Source organism: Streptomyces sp. NPDC024687 (assembly GCF_055559055.1).
The window spans coordinates 145,416-166,249 of record NZ_JBVHLJ010000006.1 but is presented as its reverse complement, the minus strand read 5'-3'; the positions used below and the strand labels follow the sequence as shown (position 1 = coordinate 166,249).

Here is a 20,834-nt window from a genome sequence, read left to right as displayed (position 1 = left end):
CGCTACTCGGTCCGTTCCTCGCCCGGCGCCGGCGCCGGAGGTGGCGTTGGGCGCAGCTTCAGCCAGACCAGGAAGAAGATGCCCAGGAGCAGCATGCCGAGGCCGGTCCAGAGGTTGATGTTGATGCCCTCTGCCTTGTCGAGGGTGGCGTCGGAGGGGTTGATGCCGGCGATCGTGACGATGATGCCGTAGAGGACGAACAGGCCGCCGATGATGCGGCGCAGGTCGAAGATGCGGGCCGCGGTGGCCGACTTGGCCTGGAGTTCGGAGACTTCCCGCTGGACGTCGTGTTCGGACATGGTTCCTCGATTCGGCCGGGATCAGAACGAGAACGGGATGTAGCAGACGGCCGCCAGCACCACCGCGCCCCAGCCCAGCAGGGCCGGCCTGCGGTACCAGGCGTCGTCGCCGACGGCGGGGGGCTCGGTCATGCCGGGGGACGTCGTGCCGTAGACGAGGCCCTGGAGTTCCTCGGCGGGCTTGGGGGCCGTGAACAGGGACACGGCGACCATCACCACCGCGCCCGCCACGAAGCCCACGATCGCGGAGACGAAGTTGGCGCCCTGGTCGGAGGGGATGTCGATGATGCCCTGCTTGTAGATCCAGAAGTAGTTCACCATCGCCGCGACCGTGCCGGCCAGCAGACCCCAGAAGCCGGACTTCACGGACGCGCGCTTCCAGAACATGCCGACGATGAAGACGACGAACATCGGCACGTTGAAGAAGGAGAACAGCGTCTGGAGGTAGCTCATGATGTTCGAGAAGGACGACGCGAGGAACGCTGTTCCCACCGACGCGCAGACGCCGATCACCGTGATCAGGCGGCCGAAGCGGACGTAGTACGTGTCGTCACGGCCCCGCACCACATAGCGGCCCCAGATGTCGTTCGTGAACACCGTGTTGAAGGACGAGACGTTGGCCGCCATGCCCGCCATGAAGGCGGCCAGGAGGCCGGTGACCGCGATGCCCAGGACGCCGTTCGGCAGGAGCTGTTCCATCAGGTAGGGGATGGCGTCGTTGTACTGGTAGCCCGAGTCGGCGGTGCCGAAGCCGGGGATCAGGGCCGCCGCCGTCAGGCCCGGGATCATCACCAGGAACACGATGAAGATCTTGGGGAAGGCCGCGATGAGGGGGGTGCGCTGGGCCGCGCTCAGGTTCTTCGCCGACAGCGCTCGCTGGACCTCGGCGAAGTTCGTCGTCCAGTAGCCGAAGGACAGGACGAAGCCGAGGCCCAGCACGATCGTCAGCCAGTTCGCACCCAGCGGGTTCGCGCTGCCGATGCCCGTACCGCCCCACGCCGTCGTGAAGTTGGCGCCGTGCTCCGCCGTCAGCTTGTCGGTCAGGCCGTCCCAGCCGCCGACCTTCTTCAGGCCCAGGACGACCAGGGGGATCAGGGCCGCCAGGATCACGAAGAACTGGAGGACCTCGTTGTAGATCGTGGAGGACAGGCCGCCGAGGGTGATGTAGGCGAGCACGAAGGCGCCGGCCACGACGATGGCCACCCACTGCGGCCAGCCCAGCAGGGCCTCGACCACGATCGCCAGGGCGTAGAGGTTCACGCCCGCGATCAGGATGGCCGCGAAGGCGAAGAGGGCCGAGCTGAGCAGGTGGGCCCACTTGTCGAAGCGCAGCAGGAGCATCTCGGGGACCGAGCGCACCTTGCTGCCGTAGTAGAAGGGCATCATCACCAGGCCGAGGAAGACCATGGCCGGGATGGCGCCGATCCAGTACCAGTGGACCGTGTAGGCGCCGTACTGCGCGCTGTTGGCGGCCATCCCCAGGATCTCCGTGGCGGCCAGGTTGGCGGAGATGAAGGCGAGACCCGTGATCCAGGCCGGCAGTGAGCGGCCGGAGAGGAAGAAGTCCAGGCTCGTCTTCACCGAGCGGCGGGCCGCGAAGCCGATGCCGAGGACGACGACGAAGTAGATGCCGAGGATCGTGTAGTCGAGCCAGTTGGTGGGGAGTCTCAGCTCGGCCGCGAGGTATGCGGTTTCTACGCCTTTTGTGGGGTTTTGCATAGTCAGCAATTGAACACCTCGACTGATGCGCTTTGTTTGATTCCGATGTTGACGTGACTGCGCGGTTATGGTTACTTGTGTTTAGTTATGTTTGACTGAAGGAGTCCAGCGGTGAAGAAGACCTCGACCCGGCTGGCCGACGGTCGCGAGCTCATCTACTACGACCTGCGCGACGACACCGTCCGCGACGCCGTGGACCGGCGGCCGCTGGAGCGGACTGTCACCACGTCCGAGGTTCGTCGGGATCCGCTGCTCGGCGACTCCGTGGCCATCGCCTCGCACCGACAGGGGCGCACCTACCACCCGCCCGCCGACGAGTGCCCGCTGTGCCCCTCGCAGGGTGAGCGGCTGAGTGAGATCCCGGACTCGTCGTACGACGCCGTGGTCTTCGAGAACCGTTTCCCCTCGCTGGCCGGTGACTCGGGCCGCTGTGAGGTCGTCTGCTTCACCTCGGACCACAACGCGTCCTTCGCGGACCTCACGGAGGAGCAGGCACGGCTCGTCCTGGACGCATGGACCGACCGGACGTCGGAGCTGTCGCATCTGCCCTCCGTGGAGCAGGTCTTCTGTTTCGAGAACCGGGGTGCGGAGATCGGTGTGACCCTGGGTCACCCCCATGGCCAGATCTACGCCTACCCCTTCACCACGCCGCGCACCGCCCTGATGCTGCGTTCTCTCGCGGCCCACAAGGAGGCGACCGGAGGGGAGAACCTCTTCGACGCCGTCGTGGCGAGCGAGCTCGCCGGTGAGCGGGTCGTCCTGGAGGGTGAGCACTGGGTCGCCTTCGTGCCCTACGCGGCGCACTGGCCGTACGAGGTGCACCTGTATCCCAAGCGCCGGGTGCCGGATCTGCTCGGCCTGGACGAGGAGGCCCGCACAGAGTTCCCCAAGGTCTATCTGGAACTCTTGAGGCGCTTCGACCGGATCTTCGGGGAGAGTGAGCCCGCTACGCCGTACATCGCCGCCTGGCACCAGGCGCCTTTCGGTCAGCTGGAGGAGTTCGAGGGTGTGAGCCGTGACGACTTCGCGCTGCATCTCGAGCTTTTCACCATTCGCCGTACGTCCGGCAAGCTGAAGTTCCTCGCGGGCTCCGAGTCGGGCATGAACGTCTTCATCAACGACATCAGTCCGGAAGCCGCGGCACAGCGACTGCGAGAGGTAGCGAGTTCATGAAGTACCTGGTGACAGGTGGCGCGGGGTATGTCGGCGGGGTCGTGGCCCAGCACCTGCTGGAGGCGGGGCACGAGGTCGTCGTCCTCGACAACCTCTCCACCGGCTTCCGCGAGGGTGTCCCGGCCGGGGCCGCCTTCATCGAGGGTGACATCCGCGACGCCGCCAAGTGGCTCGACCGCTCCTTCGACGGCGTGCTCCACTTCGCCGCGTCCTCGCAGGTCGGCGAGTCGGTCGTGAAGCCCGAGAAGTACTGGGAGAACAACGTCGGCGGCACCATGGCGCTGCTCGGCGCGATGCGCGAGGCCGGTGTCAAGAAGCTCGTCTTCTCCTCCACGGCCGCCACGTACGGGGAGCCCGAGGAGGTGCCGATCGTCGAGTCCGCGCCCACCAGGCCCACCAACCCGTACGGCGCCTCCAAGCTCGCCGTCGACTTCATGATCACCAGCGAGGCGAACGCGCACGGCCTCGGTGCCGTGTCCCTGCGCTACTTCAACGTGGCCGGCGCGTACGGCAAGCAGGGCGAGCGGCACGACCCCGAGTCGCACCTCATCCCGCTGATCCTCCAGGTCGCCCAGGGCAAGCGGGAGGCGATCAACGTCTTCGGCGAGGACTACCCGACCCCGGACGGCACCTGCGTGCGCGACTACATCCACGTCGCCGACCTGGCCGAGGCCCACCTCCTCGCCATCAAGGCGGCCACCGCGGGCGAGCACCTCATCTGCAACCTCGGCAACGGCGAGGGCTTCTCCGTCCGCCAGGTCATCGAGACCGTCCGCCAGGTCACGGGCCACCCGATCCCCGAGGTCGTGGCCCCGCGCCGGGGCGGCGACCCGGCCACCCTGGTCGCCTCCGCCGCCACCGCCCGCGAGAAGCTGGGCTGGAACCCGTCCCGCACGGATCTCGCGGGAATCGTCGCGGACGCGTGGGAGTTCGCTCAGACCATCAGCGCAGCAAGGGAGCAGTAGTGGCGGCACAGCAGGTCCGGGACGGTTTCGTCGAGCTCTACGGAACCGAGCCCGAGGGTGTCTGGGCGGCGCCGGGCCGCGTCAACCTCATCGGTGAGCACACCGACTACAACGACGGCTTCGTGATGCCCTTCGCGCTGCCGCACACCGCGGTCGCGGCCGTCTCCCGGCGCACGGACGGCGTCCTGCGCCTGCACTCCTCGGACGTCGAGGGCGGTGTCGTGGAACTGCGCCTCGACGACCTCGCCCCGGAGAGCGACCGGAACTGGACCGCGTACCCGGCCGGTGTCGTCTGGGCGCTGCGCGAGGCCGGACACCCGGTCACCGGCGCGGACGTCCACCTGACCTCCACGGTCCCCGCGGGCGCGGGCCTGTCCTCGTCGGCGGCCCTGGAGGTCGTCGTCGCGCTCGCGCTGAACGACCTCTACGACCTCGGTCTCCAGCGCTGGCAGCTGGCCCGGCTGTGCCAGCGTGCCGAGAACGTCTACGTCGGTGCCCCCACCGGGATCATGGACCAGACCGCGTCCGCCTGCTGCGAGGCCGGGCACGCCCTGTTCCTCGACACCCGGGACCTCTCCCAGAAGCAGATCCCCTTCGACCTCGCCGCCGAGGGCATGGTCCTGCTCGTCGTCGACACCCGCGTCAAGCACTCGCACAGCGAGGGTGAGTACGGCAAGCGCCGTGCGGGCTGCGAGCGGGGCGCGGCACTGCTGGGCGTGGACGCGCTGCGGGACATCCCCTACGGCGAGCTCGACGCGGCCCTCGACCGGCTCGGCGACGACGAGGAGGCCGTACGCCTGGTCCGCCACATCGTCACCGAGGACGAGCGGGTCGAGAAGACCGTCGCCCTGCTGGAGTCGGGCGAGACCCGCGCGATCGGCCCCGTGCTGGTCGCCGGACACGCCTCGCTGCGCGACGACTTCCGGATCTCCTGCCCGGAGCTGGACCTGGTCGTCGACACCGCCCTCGCCTCGGGCGCCCTGGGCGCGCGGATGACCGGCGGCGGCTTCGGCGGCTCGGCGATCGTGCTGGCGGAGGCGGCCGACGTGGAGACGATCACCAAGGCGGTCCAAGAGGCCTTCGCCGGGGCGGAGTTCACCGCCCCGCGGGTGTTCGAGGCGGTGCCCTCGGCCGGAGCGCGGCGCCTGGTCTGAGACCGACCGACCGCTGTTTTGCCCGGCTTGATCCGAACTTGGGGAAAGCCGGGCCTCTCCCTGACATACGCCCCAGTAACGTCGGAGCGTGAGTCGAGGGCGCCTTCGCATCCTGTCGGCGATCGGCATCGGCTGCTACGCGCTCGCCGCGATCGTCGGCTTCCACCTCCTGGCGGACCACCAGGGCTACGGTCTTCTGGTGCCCCTGTGGATCGCGCACGGCGTGCTCCTCGTCCTGCTGCTGACGAAGCTGTGCGCGGACGGGACGGGCCTGTCCGCGGCACTGCTGGTGGTGGGGGCCTCCCTGATGGCCGTCCACATCGCCGACCTGGCCCGCGACGACCTCACCTTGGAGCGGCGGGGCGAACGGATCACCGCCACCGTCGTACGGGACTGGCCCGCCCCGGACCGGGGGCGCCGGCCGGACACCTATGACTACGCCCTCGCCCGCCGCGACGGCAGCAGGCTCCCGGGCCCCGCCCTCCAGGCCGGCTCCGGCAGTTTCGCCGTGGGGCAGACCGTCACCGTGCTCGCGGACCCCGAGGGCGTCCTGCGGCCGCGGGTCCCGGGCGACGCGGACGCGACCGGTGACGTGCTGGGCGTGGGGGCGCTGGCGGTGATCGCGCTCGGCGTCGTCGCGGCCACCGCCCGCCGGGGCACGACCGTCGCCCGCCGGCGGGAGGAGCGGGCCAGGGTGGCGGAACAGGAACACACGCTCCGCGAGGCACTGCGCACGGCCTCGGCCGACGACCACGGGGTCATCGAGGTGCACCCCGCGCACTATCCCGACGTCTCGCACCGCCGTGCGGCCGGTATCGCCGGGCAGCTGGGGCTGGAGCCGGCGGACGAGCCGGGCTCCTGGCGCTTCAGACGGTGAGCCGCTTGGTCAGCGTGTACTCCGTGGCCCCCGGCGGATAGTCCGGGATCACGCACACCACCTCGTAGCCCTGCTTCTGGTAGAACTCCGGCGCCTGGAAGTCCCACGTCTCCAGGCGTGCGGCGGTGCAGCCGCGGCCGCGCCGGGCCATGCGCTCCGCCCGTGCGAGCAACTGCGAACCCAGGCCCGCCCCGCGGTGCCGTCCGTCCACCCACAGATAGGTCACGTGCAGCCAGCTCGTCCAGGTGTGGCCGACCAGTCCGCCCGCGAGGTCGCCGGAGTCGTCCAAAGCCCAGACGTGGAGCGGAAGTTCCCGTTCACCTGGGGTTCCGCGCAGCGCGCGCAGCACCGGGGAGGCCGCCGTGTTGGTGTCCCGCAGCCGCTTGCGGAGCAGATCCTGCCGGGCTTTGTCGACTTCTGTCTCCAGACGAAACATGCGGCTCACCATAAACGCAGCGGACAGCCAGTTCTGCAAATAACCTTCCGCTCCTGCCCCCCGGCCGTACCCTGATGAACAGCACCGGTGGGGGCCGGTGCTGATCAGGGGGCGAGACAGTCGGGTACGGCGCCCGAAGTGGGGGTAGCAGTTCTTGCGCGGCGGCGGCCGTGCGGCCATCGTGCTTCGGGAGTCGTACCCGCGGCGGTGTCGTCCCCGAGTCGTCCTCAGACGAAGACGATGGGGTATCCCCTGCTCTTCGAGAGCTTGGGGAAGGGGGTTTCGTGGTTCGTATCCGAGTCCTGGTCGTCGACGACCATCGCATCTTCGCCGAGTCGCTCGCCGCCGCACTGGCGGCCGAGCCCGACGTGGAGGTCTCCGCGGCCGGCAGCGGTCCCGCCGCGCTGCGTAGTCTGGAGCGCGCGGCCGCCGAGGGCCGCCGTTACGACGTGCTGCTCGTCGACGCCGATCTGGGCGGCAACGTCCAGGGCATCAGGCCCGCCGTGTCCGTGCCGGACGCCAACGAGGACGGGCTGGTCGACGGCATATCGCTGGTCGCCGGGGTCCGTACGGGGCAGCCGGCGGTCCGTATCGTCGTGCTCGCCGAGAAGGACGATCCGCGGCGGGCGGCGCTCGCCCTGCAGGCCGGCGCCTCGGGCTGGGTGGCCAAGGACTGCTCGCTGTCCCGGCTGCTCACCGTCATCCGGGGGGTGCTGCGCGACGAGACGCATCTGCCGCCCGCCCTGCTCACCGGCGTGCTGCGGGAACTCACCGCGGCCCGCAAGCACCGCACCGAGAGCGAGCGGCTGGTGGAGTCCCTCACCCCGCGCGAGCGGGAGGTGCTGCGCTGCATGGTGGCCGGGCTCGGCCGCAAGGCGGTCGCGGAGAGACTGTTCCTGTCCCCGCACACCGTGCGCACCCACATGCAGAACGTCCTCGGCAAGCTGGGCGTCCACTCCACCCTGGCCGCCGTCGCCCTGGCGCGGCGCGCGGGCGTGGGACCGGTGGATCTAGCCGGGGATGTTGTCGAACGGGGCGGTCAGCTGGCGTAGCAGCCCGGCCAGTTCCCCGCGCTGGGCGCGGGAGAGCTCGGCGAGGATCGCGCGCTCCTGTTCCAGCAGGCCGGCGAGGGCCTGGTCCGCGCGGTCCTGGCCGTCCTCGGTGAGCCGGACCAGTACCCCGCGCCGGTCGCTCGGGTCGGGCAGCCGCTCCACCAGGCCCTTCTTGGCCAGCCGGTCGATGCGGTTGGTCATCGTGCCCGAGGTGACCAGGGTCTGGGTCAGAAGCTGCCCCGGCGAGAGCTGATACGGCGTCCCCGCGCGCCTGAGCGCGGTCAGCACGTCGAACTCCCAGGGTTCCAGGCTGTGCTCCGCGAAGGCCAGCCGGCGTGCCCGGTCCAGATGCCGGGCCAGTCTGCTCACCCGGCTGAGCACCTCGAGCGGTTCCACGTCGAGGTCAGGGCGCTCCCGGCGCCACGCAGCGACCAGCCGATCGACCTCGTCCTCCATGACGATCAGTGTAGTGGTTGTGTCGATGTGAAGTCTCTTGATGTAAAGCATCTTGACATCAAGATAAAAAGTTGGGGACAGTGGATCCCATGACGACTTGGGACCCTGCCCAGTACCTCCGCCACGCGGACCACCGCGCCCGCCCCTTCACCGACCTCCTCGCCCGCGTCCCGGAACTTCCGGGGGACGCGCCCGTGATCGCCGACCTGGGCTGCGGCCCCGGCAACGTGACGACGCTGCTCGCCGCACGCTGGCCCACGGCCCGCATCACCGGCTACGACAACTCGGCCGAGATGCTCGACAAGGCGCGGGTCGAGTACGCGGGCCCCACGCCCGGCGGCGGCAGCCTCGACTTCGCCCACGCGGACGTCCGCACCTGGACGCCCGCACAGCCGTACGACCTCATCGTCAGCAACGCCACGCTCCAGTGGGTGCCGGGGCACGTCGCGCGCTTCCCGGACTGGATCGAGGGCCTCGCCCCCGGCGGCACCTTCGCCTTCCAGGTCCCCGGCAACTTCGACTCCCCGAGCCACCGCCTGATGCGCGACCTCGCCGGGGCGACGGGCCTCGCGGAGACCCTGCGCCACGACGACGCCGTCCTCGCCCCCCAGGACTACCTGACGGCGCTGGCCGACCTGGGCTGCGAGGTGGACGCGTGGGAGACGACGTACGTACACCTGTTGCAGGGGGAGGACCCGGTCCTCGACTGGGTGAAGGGCACCGGTCTGCGCCCGGTCCTGGCCGCCCTCGCCGACGACCCGGCGGCACGGGAGAGCTTCCTGGACCAGTACCGGGCAGCCCTGCGCGAGGCGTATCCGGCGGGGCCGCACGGCACGCCGTTCCCCTTCCGCCGCATCTTCGCGGTGGCCCGCAGGGAGGGCTGATGCTCGCGGCCGGCCCGCGCGGAAGGCCCACGACGCCACGGTTCTGTGGGACGAGGGACTCCGGGGGCGGCAGAGGTTCTACTCGTACGACCCCGTGGGCAACCGGCTGGAGTTCGTTGTTTGACCGGGGCGGTCCGGGTCACCCGCAGTGATGACAACGGACTCTGCAAGCGCTGGGAGTGAGTACGGTGGCGGAAGACCAGAAGGCCAAGGCCAAGAAGGAACAGGTCAAGGGCAAGGCCAAGGAAGCCGTGGGCCGTGCGGTCGGCAACGAGCGCATGGAGGCCGAGGGCCGCGCGGGGCAGTCCAAGGGCGACGCGCGCCAGGCCAAGGAGAAGGCCAAGGACACCTTCAAGCACTGACACCCACGCGAACGCAGCGGCCCGTGCACCCCTGGGTGCACGGGCCGTCGTCGTACGTTCCGGTGACGGGTCAGCTCTTCCGGCGGCCTATCAGGCGCGGTTTCGCCTCCAGGCCGTCCAGGCCGTGCCATGCCAGGTTCACCAGATGCGCCGCCACCTCCGCTTTCTTCGGGCGGCGCACGTCCAGCCACCACTGGCCGGTCAGGGCGACCATGCCGACCAGGGCCTGGGCGTACAGCGGGGCCAGCTTGGGGTCGAAACCGCGCCTCTTGAACTCGCGGCCCAGGATGTCCTCCACCTGCGTCGCGATGTCCGAGATGAGGGACGCGAAGGACCCGGTGGACTGGGGGATCGGGGAGTCGCGGACCAGGATGCGGAAGCCGTCGGTGTGCTCCTCGATGTAGTCGAGGAGGGCGAAGGCCGCCTGTTCGCACAGTTCACGGGGGTGGCCGGCGGTCAGGGAACTCGTCACCATGTCCAGCAGGCGCCGCATCTCACGGTCCACCACCACCGCGTACAACCCCTCCTTGCCGCCGAAGTGCTCGTACACCACCGGCTTGGAGACGCCCGCCTTCGCGGCGATCTCCTCCACCGACGTGGCCTCGAAGCCCTTCGAGGCGAAGAGCGTGCGACCGATCTCCAGAAGCTGGGCGCGGCGCTCGGCCCCCGTCATCCGGGTGCGCCGGGCACGCCGCGGCTTCGCTTCGCTGCTCGGGGTACTGCTGGAGTCGGTCGCCACGGCGTCCATCATGCCGCCTCGGCGGCCTCCTTCTTGCGCCCGGAGCCGTCCCCGTCCGTGATCCGGCGTGAATCGATACGCGAGCGTGACGGCCAGCGCACGTCGTACGCCCAGCCCAGCATCTCGAACCAGCGGATGATCCGCGCCGAGGAGTCCACCTGCCCCCGCATCACCCCGTGCCGCGCCGAGGTCGGGTCGGCGTGGTGCAGGTTGTGCCAGGACTCACCGCAGGACAGCACGGCCAGCCACCACACGTTGCCCGAGCGGTCCCGCGACTTGAAGGGCCGCTTGCCGACCGCGTGACAGATCGAGTTGATCGACCAGGTCACGTGGTGCAGCAGGCAGACGCGGACCAGGGAGCCCCAGAAGAAGCCGGTGAACGCGCCCCACCAGGACATCGTCACCAGACCGCCGATCACGGCGGGCAGGGCCAGGGAGAGCATCGTCCAGTAGAGGAACTGCCGGGAGATCGCCCGGATGGCCCCGTCCTTGATCAGATCGGGGGCGTACTTTTCCTGCGGGGTGCGCTCCTCGTCGAACATCCAGCCGATGTGCGCCCACCACAGGCCCTTCATCAGCGCCGGAAGGGTCTCGCCGAAACGCCACGGCGAATGCGGGTCGCCCTCGGCGTCCGAGAACTTGTGGTGCTTGCGGTGGTCGGCGACCCAGCGCACCAGCGGGCCCTCCACCGCCAGTGAGCCGGCGATGGCGAGCGCGATGCGCAGCGGGCGCTTCGCCTTGAAGGAGCCGTGGGTGAAGTAGCGGTGGAAGCCGATCGTGACGCCGTGGCAGCCCAGGAAGTAGAAGAAGACCAGCAGACCGAGGTCCAGCCAGCTCACTCCCCAGCCCCACGCCAGCGGCACCGCCGCGAGGAGCGCGAGGAAGGGGACGACGATGAAGAGGAGAAGGGCGAGCTGCTCGACCGTCCCCTTCGTCTCGCCGCCAAGGGTCGCTGCGGGGTGTGGGGGGTCGTCATCTGGCTTCGGGGCGTCTGCGATCACATCGGAGCGCGTGGTCATGGGCGTCCCCTGTGGGGTTTCGAGGAGTGGAGACAGGTGCCGGGCTGCGGGAATCCTTCACGGGGGTCCGTGACGACGGTCCCTACGGTTCCGTAACCTACGGCATCGTAAGTATGGCAGTGGGGCGCCCGGCGGCAAGAGCCCGAGAGTCTGCGCGTCCGCATGGACACCTATCCTTGGAGTCGGTCGGACAGCGCGGTCCGCTCTGAATTCTTCCCGGATGGCCCGGCCGTATGCGGCGGCTGCCGCACGACCGCCCTCCGGGTTCCCCTGCCGGACGAGCTTCAACACTGCAAGGAGCCGCACCTGTGAGCAGTGCCGACGACCTGACCATGAGCGCCACGTCGACCAGTACCGAGCTGCGCGCCGACATCCGACGGCTGGGCGACCTCCTGGGCGAGACCCTCGTCCGCCAGGAGGGCCCCGAGCTGCTGGAACTCGTCGAGAAGGTGCGCCGCCTCACCCGTGAGGACGGCGAGGCCGCCGCCGAGCTGCTGCGTGGCATCGAACTGGAGACCGCCGCCAAGCTGGTGCGCGCCTTCTCCACCTACTTCCACCTGGCCAACGTCACCGAGCAGGTGCACCGCGGCCGCGAACTGCGGGCCAGACGCGCCGCCGAGGGCGGTCTTCTCGCCCGTACGGCCGACCGCCTCAAGGACGCCGACCCCGAGCACCTGCGCCAGACCGTCTCCAACCTGAACGTCCGCCCGGTCTTCACCGCCCACCCGACCGAGGCCGCCCGCCGCTCGGTGCTGAACAAGCTCCGCCGGATCGCCGCGCTCCTGGAGATGCCCGTCATAGAGGCGGACCGGCGCCGCTACGACACCCGTCTGGCCGAGAACATCGACCTCGTCTGGCAGACCGACGAGCTGCGCGTGGTGCGCCCCGAGCCCGCCGACGAGGCCCGCAACGCCATCTACTACCTCGACGAGCTGCACGCCGGCGCCGTCGGGGACGTCCTGGAGGACCTGACGGCCGAGCTGGAGCGCGTCGGCGTCAAGATCCCGGACGCGACCCGCCCCCTGACCTTCGGCACCTGGATCGGCGGCGACCGCGACGGCAACCCCAACGTCACGCCCCAGGTCACCTGGGACGTCCTGATCCTCCAGCACGAGCACGGCATCAACGACGCCCTGGAGCTCATCGACGAGCTGCGCGGCTTCCTGTCGAACTCCATCCGCTACACCGGCGCCACCGAGGAGCTCCTGGAGTCCCTCAAGCTCGACCTGGAGCGCCTGCCGGAGATCAGCCCCCGCTACAAGCGACTCAACGCCGAGGAGCCGTACCGCCTCAAGGCCACCTGCATCCGGCAGAAGCTGGAGAACACCAAGACTCGCCTGGCCAAGGGCATCCCGCACGAGGACGGCCGCGACTACCTCGGCACCGGCGAACTGCTGCACGACCTGACCCTGATCCAGACCTCGCTCAGGGAACACCGCGGCGGGCTCTTCGCCGACGGCCGGATGAACCGCACCATCCGCACCCTGTCCGCCTTCGGCCTCCAGCTCGCCACCATGGACGTCCGCGAGCACGCCGACGCCCACCACCACGCCCTCGGCCAGCTCTTCGACCGGCTCGGCGAGGAGTCCTGGCGGTATGTGGACATGCCCCGGGAGTACCGGGCCAAGCTGCTTGCGAAGGAGCTGCGCTCGCGCCGGCCCCTCGCGCCGACGCCGGCTCCGGTCGACGCGGCCGGCGAGAAGACCCTCGGGGTCTTCCAGACCGTGAAGCGGGCCCTGGAGGTCTTCGGACCCGAGGTCATCGAGTCGTACATCATCTCCATGTGCCAGGGCGCCGACGACGTCTTCGCTGCGGCCGTACTGGCCCGCGAGGCCGGCCTGCTCGACCTGCACGCCGGCTGGGCGAAGATCGGCATCGTGCCGCTCCTGGAGACCACCGACGAGCTCAAGGCCGCCGACACCATCCTGGAGGACATGCTCTCCGACCCGTCGTACCGCAGGCTCGTGGCGCTGCGCGGGGACGTCCAGGAGGTCATGCTCGGCTACTCCGACTCCTCCAAGTTCGGCGGCATCACCACCAGCCAGTGGGAGATCCACCGCGCCCAGCGGCGGCTGCGCGACGTCGCCCACCGGTACGGCGTACGGCTGCGCCTGTTCCACGGCCGCGGCGGCACCGTCGGCCGCGGCGGCGGCCCCTCCCACGACGCCATCCTCGCCCAGCCCTGGGGCACCCTGGAGGGCGAGATCAAGGTGACCGAGCAGGGCGAGGTCATCTCGGACAAGTACCTCGTGCCGTCCCTGGCCCGGGAGAACCTGGAACTCACGGTCGCCGCCACCCTCCAGGCGTCCGCCCTGCACACCGCGCCCCGCCAGTCCGACGAGGCCCTGGCCCGCTGGGACGCGGCCATGGACGTCGTGTCGGACGCCGCGCACGCCGCGTACCGCAGGCTCGTCGAGGACCCGGACCTGCCGACGTACTTCCTCGCGTCGACGCCGGTGGACCAGCTCGCCGACCTGCACCTCGGCTCACGGCCCTCCCGCCGCCCCGGCTCGGGCGTCTCCCTCGACGGACTGCGGGCCATCCCGTGGGTGTTCGGCTGGACCCAGTCCCGGCAGATCGTGCCCGGCTGGTTCGGCGTCGGTTCCGGTCTGAAGGCGTTGCGCGAGGCGGGCCTGGACACCGTCCTGGACGAGATGCACGAGCAGTGGCACTTCTTCCGGAACTTCATCTCCAACGTCGAGATGACGCTCGCGAAGACCGACCTGCGCATCGCCCGCCACTACGTCGAGACCCTCGTCCCCGCCGAGCTCCAGCACGTCTTCGCCGACATCGAGGCCGAGCACGAGCTCACCGTCCGCGAGGTCCTGAAGGTCACGGGCGAGGCCGAACTCCTCGACGCCACCCCGGTCCTGAAGCAGACGTTCGCCATCCGCGACGCCTACCTGGACCCGATCTCCTACCTCCAGGTGACGCTGCTCAAGCGCCAGCGCGAGGCGGCCGCCGCCGGCGAGCCCGCCGACCCGCTGCTGGCCCGCGCCCTGCTCCTCACGGTCAACGGCGTGGCCGCGGGCCTGCGCAACACCGGCTGACCTCCGGACACGAAAAAGCGGTGCCCCCGGGACTCGGGGGCACCGCTTTTTCGGTTCTACGTCAGGCCCGGCGCCGCCTGACCACGAGGTAACCGCCTGCCGCCGTCAGCGCGGCGGCGACCCCCGCGAGGAGGCCGACGGGAGCGCTGTTGCCGGTCTCGGCGAGGTCACCGGTGGAGCCCTGCGCGGAAGCGGATGCGGAGGGAGAGGCCGACGCGGAGGCCCCGGCCTCGGCGGATCCGCTGGGGTCGGCGCTGGGATCCGAGCTCGGCTCGCCGCTGGGAGACGCGGACTCGCCCGACCCCGGAGTGCCGGAGGCCGACGCGCTGGGCGTGGCCGTACCGCCGCCGCCTTCCTCCTCCGCGCAGTCGGTCCAGAACACCTTGTGCTTGGCGGCGCCCTTCTCCCCTTCGAAGTTCCAGAACAGCTTGTAGTGCCCGTCGGGCAGCGACAGGTCCTCCGTACGGCCGTGTCCGTCGGAGTCCAGCGTGATCTCGCCGGACTTCACGGTGTCGCCCTTGACCTCGGCCGTCGGGGCCCAGGCCTCGATGTGCCAGTCGACCTCCTGGACGGCGTCGAAGCCGAAGGCGTCGAGGTAGAAGGTGCAGACGTGCGGCTCGTTCTTGCGGAGCTCTTCGCCGGTGATGGCGTCGTGGATCTTCACGGTGCCGTTGTCACCGGGAGCGGTGGCGTGGGCGACCGGGGCGACCAGGAAGGCCGCAGAGGTGACGGCGGACAGGACGCCGAAGCGGGTGAGGGTGCGCATGGGGCAGTAGTCCATCTTCGAGAGTGGAACGGGAAGATGTGGAGGGGGCGGCTCAGCTTCCAGTGCGGACTGACCTCTGGTCAAGCACGAACAGGGAACACTCGGTTTCTCCATGGAAAGAGAGGCCGGCGAAAGCCCTCAGACAGCCACGAAAGCCGCCGTGAGCAGCGCGATTCCCGACCCTGCCATGACCCACGCGAGCCGCGACCGGCGCAGCCCGCCCGCCACGACCACCGACGCGAGCAGCAGCGCCCCGCCCATCGGCACCCAGGAATAGAGCACGCCGGCCGGTCCGGACCGTACGAGGTCGTCGGTGCCGGGCTTGACCACGACCGGGTAGGTCTGCCCCTTGCGCACGGCCGCGGTGTCCTCGATGACGGCCCGCGCCCGTGCCCGCGACCCGTGGGACAACGGGGTGTACGGGCCCGTGCAGGCATCCTCGGCACACCGCGTCACCATGACCCTGCCCTGCTCGCGCCCCTTGGTGAGCATCACGTACTGGGCGCTGCCCCAGGACGCCCACACCCCGGCGACCAGGATCACCAGGGCGATGGTGCCCATCGACGCGAGCCGCCCGAACCGCAGTGCGGCGGTCGAGGTCCGGCGGGCGGAGGCGGCGAGGGCAGGCATGGCCGGGATCATTGGCCATGGGATTACGCAAGTCAATTCGGGCTAGGAGTTGTACGTGCTCTGCGCCCGCTCGAGCCCCTCGATCACCAGAGCCTCCACCGCGTCGGCCGCGCGGTCCACGAAGTAGCCGAGCTCCTTGCGCTCGCTCGACGAGAAGTCCTTCAGCACGAAGTCCGCGACCTCCATACGGCCCGGCGGGCGCCCGATCCCGAACCGCACCCGGTGGTACTCCGACCCGAACGCCTTCGTCATCGACTTCAGCCCGTTGTGACCGTTGTCCCCGCCGCCCAGCTTCAGCCGCAGGGTGCCGTAGCCGATGTCCAGCTCGTCGTGGATCGCCACGATGTTGGCGACCGGCACCTTGTAGAAGTCCTTGAGCGCGTTCACCGGACCGCCGGACACATTCATGAAGGACATCGGCTTCGCCAGGATCACCCGCCGGTTCGCGGGGCCGGGCGGACCGATCCGCCCCTCCACGACCTGCGCCTGCGCCTTCCCGGCCCGCTTGAACCGGCCCCCGACCCGCTCGGCCAGCAGATCGGCCACCATGAAGCCCACGTTGTGCCGATGGCCCGCGTACTCGGGTCCCGGATTGCCCAGTCCCACGATGAGCCAGGGCCCGTTGGCGTCGGTCGTCACGTCCATGTCTCCTTGATACGCGGTCTCCGTGCTGCCCGGCCTCCGTGATACGCGCCGACCGCCGCCCCCCAAGGGAGCGGCGGCCGACAGCCGGTATCGCGGCGAGGATCAGGCCTCGGTGGCCTCGGACTCGCCCTCCGCCGGGGCCTCCTCGGCCTGGGCGGCCAGGATCTGGAGGACGACCGCGTCCTCGTCCGTCAGCAGCGTGGTGCCCTCGGGCAGCGGGATGTCCTTGGCGAGGATGGAGTCACCGGCCTCCAGGCCCGCGATGGAGACGGTGACCGACTCCGGGATGTGCGTGGCCTCGGCCTCGACGTTCAGCGTGCTGAGCACGTGCTCCAGCAGGTAGGCGCCCGGCGCCAGCTCGCCCTCGGTGTGGACGTAGACCTCGACGTTGACCTTCTCGCCGCGGTTCACCAGGAGCAGGTCGACGTGCTCGAGGAAGCCCTTGATGGCGTCGCGCTGCACGGCCTTCGGGATCGCCAGCTGGCTCTTGCCCTCGATGTCCAGGGTGAGCAGGACGTTCGGGGTACGCAGGGCGAGCTGAAGCTCGTGGCCCGGCAGCGTGATGTGCACCGGCTCGGCACCGTGACCGTAGACCACGGCGGGAACCTTGCTGTCACGGCGGATACGGCGGGCGGCACCCTTGCCGAACTCGGTGCGGGTCTCGGCGGTGAGCTTGACGTCGGCCATGGTCACTCCTCGTAGAACAGTTGGGGATGGGGTCACCCGGCCAAACAATCGGCCTGCTACGAAGAGCGCGTCGATAACGGACCGCCGGCACCTGCGCGAACAGGTACGGCCTCCCTCGCCGAGCAACTTCAGCAGCTTACTCGGAGGGGGAGGCCGTCACCAAAACGATCTTCTGCAGAACCCTTACTGCTCGTCGAAGAGGCTGGTCACGGACCCGTCCTCGAACACCTCACGCACCGCGCTCGCGATCGTCGGCGCGATCGACAGCACCGTCAGCTTGTCCAGGTCCGCACCCAGCTCACCCGGCGTCGGCAGGGTGTTGGTGAACACGAACTCGCCCACCCGGGAGTTCTTCAGCCGGTCCGCGGCCGGACCGGACAGCACACCGTGGGTGGCCGTCACGATGACGTCCTCCGCGCCGTGCGCGAACAGCGCGTCCGCGGCGGCGCAGATGGTGCCACCCGTGTCGATCATGTCGTCGACCAGGACACACACCCGACCCTTGACCTCGCCCACGACCTCGTGGACCGTCACCTGGTTCGCCACGTCCTTGTCGCGCCGCTTGTGCACGATCGCCAGCGGCGCACCCAGCCGGTCGCACCAGCGGTCCGCGACCCGCACCCGGCCCGCGTCCGGGGACACGACCGTCAGCTTGTTCCGGTCGACCTTGCGGCCCACGTAGTCCGCCAGCAGCGGAAGCGCGAACAGGTGGTCCACCGGACCGTCGAAGAAGCCCTGGATCTGGTCCGTGTGCAGATCGACGGTGAGGAGGCGGTCCGCACCCGCCGTCTTCATCAGGTCCGCGATCAGCCGCGCCGAGATCGGTTCACGGCCACGGTGCTTCTTGTCCTGCCGCGCGTAACCGTAGAACGGCACGATGACCGTGATGGAGCGGGCCGACGCACGCTTCAGCGCGTCGATCATGATCAGCTGCTCCATGATCCACTGGTTGATCGGAGCCGTGTGGCTCTGGATCACGAAGCAGTCCGCGCCGCGCGCCGACTCCTGGTAACGGACGTAGATCTCGCCGTTCGCGAAGTCGAAGGCCTTGGTCGGGACAACCCCGACACCCAGCTGCTCGGCGACCTCCTCGGCAAGCTCGGGGTGGGCGCGGCCGGAGAAGAACATCATCTTCTTCTCGCCGGTCGTCTTGATCCCGGTCACAGCTGTCTCCTCAGAGGTGTTTCAACTGGGTGTGCAGTTATCACGGTACGACGACTTCGGCGCACGTGTTTCCGGTCAGTCCTCGCTCGAGCCCTCCCGGGAAGCCGCCTCGGCGGCCTGCGCCGCCGCGCTCCCCGGACGCTTGCGGGCCACCCAACCCTCGATATTCCGCTGCTGGCCACGGGCCACGGCCAGCGAACCGGGCGGCACATCCTTCGTGATCACCGACCCCGCGGCGGTGTACGCACCGTCCCCGACCGTGACAGGCGCCACAAACATGTTGTCCGAACCCGTACGGCAGTGCGACCCGACGGTCGTGTGGTGCTTGTCCTGACCGTCGTAGTTCACGAACACGCTCGCGGCACCGATGTTCGTGTACTCACCGATCGTCGCGTCCCCGACATAGGAGAGATGCGGGACCTTCGTCCCCTCCCCGATGGAGGCGTTCTTCGTCTCGACGTACGTCCCGATCTTGCCTTTCGCGCCCAGCCGGGTGCCGGGACGGAGATAGGCGTACGGCCCGACACTCGCGCCGGCGCCGATGTGGGCGCTGTCGGAGACCGTGGTGTCGACCCGGGCGCCGGCTTCGACGACCGTGTCCTTCAGCCGGCTGTTGGGGCCCACCTCGGCGCCCTCACCCACATGCGTCGAGCCGTGCAGCTGCGTGCCAGGGTGTACGACGGCGTCCTGGCCGAAGGTGACGGTGACGTCGACCCAGGTGGTGGCCGGGTCGATGACGGTGACCCCGGAGAGCATGGCGCGGGTCAGCAGCCGGTCGTTGAGGATCCGCCGTGCCTCGGAGAGCTGCACACGGTTGTTGATCCCGGCGATCTCACGGTGATCGGCGGCGACACAGGCACCGACGCGGTGTCCGGCCTCGCGCAGAATGCCGAGCACGTCCGTCAGGTACTCCTCGCCCTGGGAGTTGTCGGTCCGCACCTTGCCCAGCGCGTCCGCGAGCAACTGCCCGTCGAAGGCGAAGACTCCGGAGTTGATCTCCCGGATCGCCCGCTGCGTCTCGGAGGCGTCCTTGTGCTCGACGATCTCGGTCACGGCACCGGTGGTCTCGTCCCGCACGATCCGCCCGTACCCCGTCGCGTCCGGCACCTCGGCGCTCAGCACGGTGACCGCGTTCCCGTCCGCGGAGTGCGTGGCGGCAAGGGCGTTGAGGGTCTCGCCGGTCAGCAGGGGGGTGTCCCCGCACACGACGACGACGGTCCCCTCGGCACGGCCGCCGAGCTCCTCCAACGCCATCCGTACGGCGTGCCCGGTGCCGTTCTGCTGCGCCTGCACGGCCGTACGTACGTCGGCGTCGGTGCCGGCGAGGTGGGCGGTGACCTTCTCCCGGGCGTGCCCCACGACCACGACGAGGTTCTCGGGGTCCAACTCACGGGCGGCGGCGAGCACATGACCCACGAGGGACCGTCCGCACAGCTCATGCAGGACCTTGGGTGTGGCCGACTTCATACGGGTGCCCTCACCCGCTGCGAGAACAACGACGGCTGCCGGGCGAATGGCGCTCACGGGATGCCCTTCGGCTGTGGAGGGGGTGGGGTGACATCCGCAGGATACCGGGGCGTTTCTCGGGGGACATGAGAGTGGGCCCTGACAGTGCTGTCAGGGCCCGAACAGGGTGCGAACAAGATGCGGCTCCCCCGCCAGGACTCGAACCCGGACAGATGGCACCAAAAGCCACAGTGCTGCCAATTACACCACGGGGGAATAAGTTCGGCTAAACCGGACATCTAGTCAGGCTGCCGAGTGGCGGCTCCTACTATGCCGTACCAGGTGCCCTCCATGCGACGGTACAGATCGGCGCTCTGCCGGACGTAAATCACGAGACAGCCGTGATAGGTGTCTCCGGTGTTCTTGCGAACCGTCCGGGGGTTGTGCCGTTTCAGGGTCGCTCTGCTGAATGCTGACGTGTCGACACCGGCGACGCCGGCCCAGAACCTCTCGGCGGCCTCGACATCTGCGGTCTCGTGAATGCTGACGCGCAAGGTCAGGCGCTCCCGTTGCACTCCGAGGAGCTCGAGCCAGCGCAGAAAGAGTGTGATCACGTTGGGGTCGCTGTTGATGAACTGCAACACCTCGGTCCGACGGTGCGGCTTGTCCTTGGCGCCCTCGGCCCAGTAGAGGGCCACGCCTGCGAAGAAGAGCTAGCGGTCCGACAGCTCACCGACGGCCGCTTCTGCAACTGCCTTGGTCGCTTGACGCTCTTGGTCCCATGCGTCGCGCAGGCGGGTCAGCCCGGCGTTCATGCGCGCGCGCTGTTCTTCCTGTGTGCACTTGGGCTCCGGGGTCGGCAGATCCCGCACCCAAAGCGACACCGAACTCTTCGAGCACCCCAGCTCCGCCCGGATCTGGTTGTAGGTCCAGCCCAGCGTCCGTAGTTCTCGCGCCCTCTTGCGTAGATCGTCCTTCGCTCGCGGCCGCTTAGTCCATTCCGGTGGCGGTTCACCCTCGACGAGACGCTGAAGCGTCTCCTTGTTGTGGACCTGAAGTTCGTCGCGGATCTGTCGAAGGCTGTAACCGTGGCGCCGAAGAGCCACCGCCTGCTCGCGCAGACCCTCGAACTTGCCATGTGGATGTGCCATACGCATACCGTCCAGCTGGAATCTGATCTTCCGCACTCGAACGGTGACCGATTCAGCAGTTCGAGGGATACCGGGCGGTTTCGTGGTCGATCGGTCACTCAAGGTGGTGTAGGCCAGTCGTCGAAATGCACCGGAAAACCTGCGGGCGCCGAACGTAGGC

At 69.4% G+C, this 20,834-nt stretch carries 20 protein-coding genes, 1 tRNA gene and 1 pseudogene; 8 read left to right on the top strand and 14 right to left on the bottom strand.

Features of this window, described 5'->3' with window-relative positions; genetic code table 11:
- Positions 1 to 2 precede the first annotated feature (2 nt).
- Together ACZ39I_RS24265 and ACZ39I_RS24260 are read right to left on the bottom strand one after the other, a co-directional pair.
- The gene (locus tag ACZ39I_RS24265) at positions 3 to 299 is read right to left on the bottom strand and encodes a hypothetical protein (RefSeq protein WP_467246397.1); all 297 of its coding nucleotides are present in this window, start codon (positions 297 to 299) and stop codon (positions 3 to 5) included.
- A gap of 21 nt (positions 300 to 320) precedes the next feature.
- Positions 321 to 2,018, bottom strand: a complete 1,698-nt coding sequence (locus ACZ39I_RS24260; RefSeq protein WP_467246944.1) for a sodium:solute symporter family protein — start codon at positions 2,016 to 2,018, stop codon at positions 321 to 323.
- A gap of 111 nt (positions 2,019 to 2,129) precedes the next feature.
- Between ACZ39I_RS24260 and galT the strand changes: the two genes are divergently transcribed.
- The 4 genes from galT (at position 2,130) to ACZ39I_RS24240 (ending at position 6,187) form a co-directional block, all read left to right on the top strand.
- Positions 2,130 to 3,191: a galactose-1-phosphate uridylyltransferase gene (galT, locus tag ACZ39I_RS24255; protein WP_467246395.1), complete on the top strand. Its 1,062-nt coding sequence runs from the start codon at positions 2,130 to 2,132 to the stop codon at positions 3,189 to 3,191.
- On the top strand, positions 3,188 to 4,156 hold the full coding sequence (gene galE / locus ACZ39I_RS24250) for a UDP-glucose 4-epimerase GalE (RefSeq protein ID WP_467246393.1): 969 nt from the start codon (positions 3,188 to 3,190) through the stop codon (positions 4,154 to 4,156). The genes galT and galE overlap by 4 nt, the downstream gene beginning before the upstream one ends.
- Positions 4,156 to 5,310, top strand: a complete 1,155-nt coding sequence (galK, locus tag ACZ39I_RS24245; RefSeq protein WP_467246391.1) for a galactokinase — start codon at positions 4,156 to 4,158, stop codon at positions 5,308 to 5,310. Before galE ends, galK begins: the two co-directional genes overlap by 1 nt.
- A gap of 88 nt (positions 5,311 to 5,398) precedes the next feature.
- Entirely contained in the window at positions 5,399 to 6,187 is a 789-nt protein-coding gene (locus tag ACZ39I_RS24240; RefSeq protein WP_467246389.1) for a hypothetical protein, read from the top strand.
- Here the strand turns inward: ACZ39I_RS24240 and ACZ39I_RS24235 are convergent.
- Positions 6,177 to 6,635, bottom strand: coding sequence for a GNAT family N-acetyltransferase (locus ACZ39I_RS24235; protein ID WP_467246387.1), 459 nt, complete (start codon positions 6,633 to 6,635; stop codon positions 6,177 to 6,179). The two genes, ACZ39I_RS24240 and ACZ39I_RS24235, sit on opposite strands and share 11 nt — an antisense overlap.
- A gap of 272 nt (positions 6,636 to 6,907) precedes the next feature.
- Between ACZ39I_RS24235 and ACZ39I_RS24230 the strand changes: the two genes are divergently transcribed.
- Positions 6,908 to 7,675 carry a LuxR C-terminal-related transcriptional regulator gene (locus tag ACZ39I_RS24230; protein WP_467246385.1) on the top strand — a complete coding sequence of 256 codons (768 nt, stop codon included), beginning with the start codon at positions 6,908 to 6,910 and terminating at the stop codon, positions 7,673 to 7,675.
- On the opposite strand, the gene ACZ39I_RS24225 is transcribed toward ACZ39I_RS24230, so the two are convergent.
- The gene (locus tag ACZ39I_RS24225; RefSeq protein WP_352388327.1) at positions 7,634 to 8,131 is read right to left on the bottom strand and encodes a MarR family winged helix-turn-helix transcriptional regulator; all 498 of its coding nucleotides are present in this window, start codon (positions 8,129 to 8,131) and stop codon (positions 7,634 to 7,636) included. The genes ACZ39I_RS24230 and ACZ39I_RS24225 overlap by 42 nt on opposite strands.
- An 89-nt stretch (positions 8,132 to 8,220) precedes the next feature.
- Here ACZ39I_RS24225 and ACZ39I_RS24220 point away from each other — a divergent pair, with 89 nt between their 5' ends.
- On the top strand, positions 8,221 to 9,015 hold the full coding sequence (locus ACZ39I_RS24220; RefSeq protein ID WP_467246383.1) for a trans-aconitate 2-methyltransferase: 795 nt from the start codon (positions 8,221 to 8,223) through the stop codon (positions 9,013 to 9,015).
- 188 nt (positions 9,016 to 9,203) lie between these two features.
- Positions 9,204 to 9,377 (top strand): CsbD family protein, encoded by a 174-nt coding sequence (locus ACZ39I_RS24215; protein ID WP_352388323.1) that lies wholly within the window; start codon positions 9,204 to 9,206, stop codon positions 9,375 to 9,377.
- A gap of 70 nt (positions 9,378 to 9,447) precedes the next feature.
- Here ACZ39I_RS24215 and ACZ39I_RS24210 read toward each other — a convergent pair whose 3' ends face one another.
- On the bottom strand, positions 9,448 to 10,128 hold the full coding sequence (locus tag ACZ39I_RS24210; RefSeq protein ID WP_467246382.1) for a TetR family transcriptional regulator: 681 nt from the start codon (positions 10,126 to 10,128) through the stop codon (positions 9,448 to 9,450).
- Positions 10,125 to 11,135, bottom strand: a complete 1,011-nt coding sequence (locus ACZ39I_RS24205) for an acyl-CoA desaturase (protein WP_467246381.1) — start codon at positions 11,133 to 11,135, stop codon at positions 10,125 to 10,127. Before ACZ39I_RS24205 ends, ACZ39I_RS24210 begins: the two co-directional genes overlap by 4 nt.
- 308 nt (positions 11,136 to 11,443) lie before the next feature.
- Between ACZ39I_RS24205 and ppc the strand changes: the two genes are divergently transcribed.
- Entirely contained in the window at positions 11,444 to 14,185 is a 2,742-nt protein-coding gene (ppc, locus tag ACZ39I_RS24200) for a phosphoenolpyruvate carboxylase (protein WP_467246379.1), read from the top strand.
- A 61-nt stretch (positions 14,186 to 14,246) separates the two neighbouring features.
- On the opposite strand, the gene ACZ39I_RS24195 is transcribed toward ppc, so the two are convergent.
- The 8 genes and pseudogenes from ACZ39I_RS24195 to ACZ39I_RS24160 all read right to left on the bottom strand — a co-directional run bounded on the left by ACZ39I_RS24195 (position 14,247) and on the right by ACZ39I_RS24160 (position 20,674).
- Positions 14,247 to 14,951: an LPXTG cell wall anchor domain-containing protein gene (locus tag ACZ39I_RS24195; protein WP_467246943.1), complete on the bottom strand. Its 705-nt coding sequence runs from the start codon at positions 14,949 to 14,951 to the stop codon at positions 14,247 to 14,249.
- Between the two features lie 138 nt (positions 14,952 to 15,089).
- On the bottom strand, positions 15,090 to 15,593 hold the full coding sequence (locus ACZ39I_RS24190; RefSeq protein WP_467246377.1) for a hypothetical protein: 504 nt from the start codon (positions 15,591 to 15,593) through the stop codon (positions 15,090 to 15,092).
- A gap of 30 nt (positions 15,594 to 15,623) precedes the next feature.
- Positions 15,624 to 16,226: an aminoacyl-tRNA hydrolase gene (pth, locus tag ACZ39I_RS24185; RefSeq protein WP_352388310.1), complete on the bottom strand. Its 603-nt coding sequence runs from the start codon at positions 16,224 to 16,226 to the stop codon at positions 15,624 to 15,626.
- 102 nt (positions 16,227 to 16,328) lie between these two features.
- The gene (locus ACZ39I_RS24180) at positions 16,329 to 16,913 is read right to left on the bottom strand and encodes a 50S ribosomal protein L25/general stress protein Ctc (RefSeq protein WP_467246375.1); all 585 of its coding nucleotides are present in this window, start codon (positions 16,911 to 16,913) and stop codon (positions 16,329 to 16,331) included.
- 183 nt (positions 16,914 to 17,096) lie between these two features.
- Positions 17,097 to 18,077 (bottom strand): ribose-phosphate diphosphokinase, encoded by a 981-nt coding sequence (locus tag ACZ39I_RS24175; protein WP_467246373.1) that lies wholly within the window; start codon positions 18,075 to 18,077, stop codon positions 17,097 to 17,099.
- A 75-nt stretch (positions 18,078 to 18,152) separates the two neighbouring features.
- Positions 18,153 to 19,601 carry a bifunctional UDP-N-acetylglucosamine diphosphorylase/glucosamine-1-phosphate N-acetyltransferase GlmU gene (gene glmU / locus ACZ39I_RS24170; RefSeq protein WP_467246371.1) on the bottom strand — a complete coding sequence of 483 codons (1,449 nt, stop codon included), beginning with the start codon at positions 19,599 to 19,601 and terminating at the stop codon, positions 18,153 to 18,155.
- A 126-nt stretch (positions 19,602 to 19,727) separates the two neighbouring features.
- Positions 19,728 to 19,799: transfer RNA gene (locus ACZ39I_RS24165), tRNA-Gln, on the bottom strand.
- Positions 19,800 to 19,822: 23 nt separating this feature from the next.
- Positions 19,823 to 20,674 (bottom strand): annotated as a pseudogene (locus tag ACZ39I_RS24160) (hypothetical protein).
- Positions 20,675 to 20,834 lie beyond the last annotated feature (160 nt).